The organism is Pseudomonas sp. L13 (assembly GCF_009935965.1).
Taxonomy (GTDB): Bacteria; Pseudomonadota; Gammaproteobacteria; order Pseudomonadales; family Pseudomonadaceae; genus Aquipseudomonas; species Aquipseudomonas lactis.
Window position 1 is genome coordinate 1 of record NZ_QODJ01000151.1, and the last position, 713, is coordinate 713.

Here is a 713-nt window from a genome sequence, read left to right on the forward strand (position 1 = left end):
AATGGTGGGATCAAGCGTTATCGCTATGACGACCGCGGAAGGCAAATCGCCCGTGAGGATGAACACGGCGCGCAGACCCAGTTTCAGTGGGACGCTGCTGGGCGTTTGCTGAAACTGATCCAGCCCGGGGGTGGTTGTAGAGAATTCAGCTACAACCCCTACGGCAAAATCATCGCCGAACGCGACGAACTCGGCCACGTCACCCGCTACGAATACGCAGACGGCCTGCACCTGATCAGCCGCCGCCTCAACGCCGATGGCACCCAGGTCAAATACCGCTACGACAACGCCCGGCTGCTCCTCACCGAGATCGAAAACGAAGCCGGCGAAACCTACCAACTCGACTACCACCCCAACGGCCTGATCCGCCAGGAAACCGGCTTCGACGGCCAGCGCACCGCCTACGCCTACGACCTCAACGGCCACCTCCTGGAAAAAACCGAATACGGCGACGATGACAGTCAGCTAATCACCCGCTACCAGCGCGACCACGCCGGTCGCCTCGTAAGAAAAAACCTCCCCGATAACAGCATTATCGATTATGCCTACGACCGCCAAGGCAACCTCCTCAGCGTCGAAGACGGCCAGTGGGCGTTGGCCTACGAATACGACCGCCAAAACCGCCTCACCGCCGAGCACCAAGGCTGGGGCACCCTGCGCTACGGCTACGACGCCTGCGGCCAGCTGAAAAACCTGTGCCTACCGGACAACAA

At 60.6% G+C, this 713-nt stretch carries 1 pseudogene; it reads left to right on the forward strand.

Features of this window, described 5'->3' with window-relative positions:
• Positions 1-713: pseudogene (locus DK871_RS28425) on the forward strand (RHS repeat protein); the annotation flags it as partial.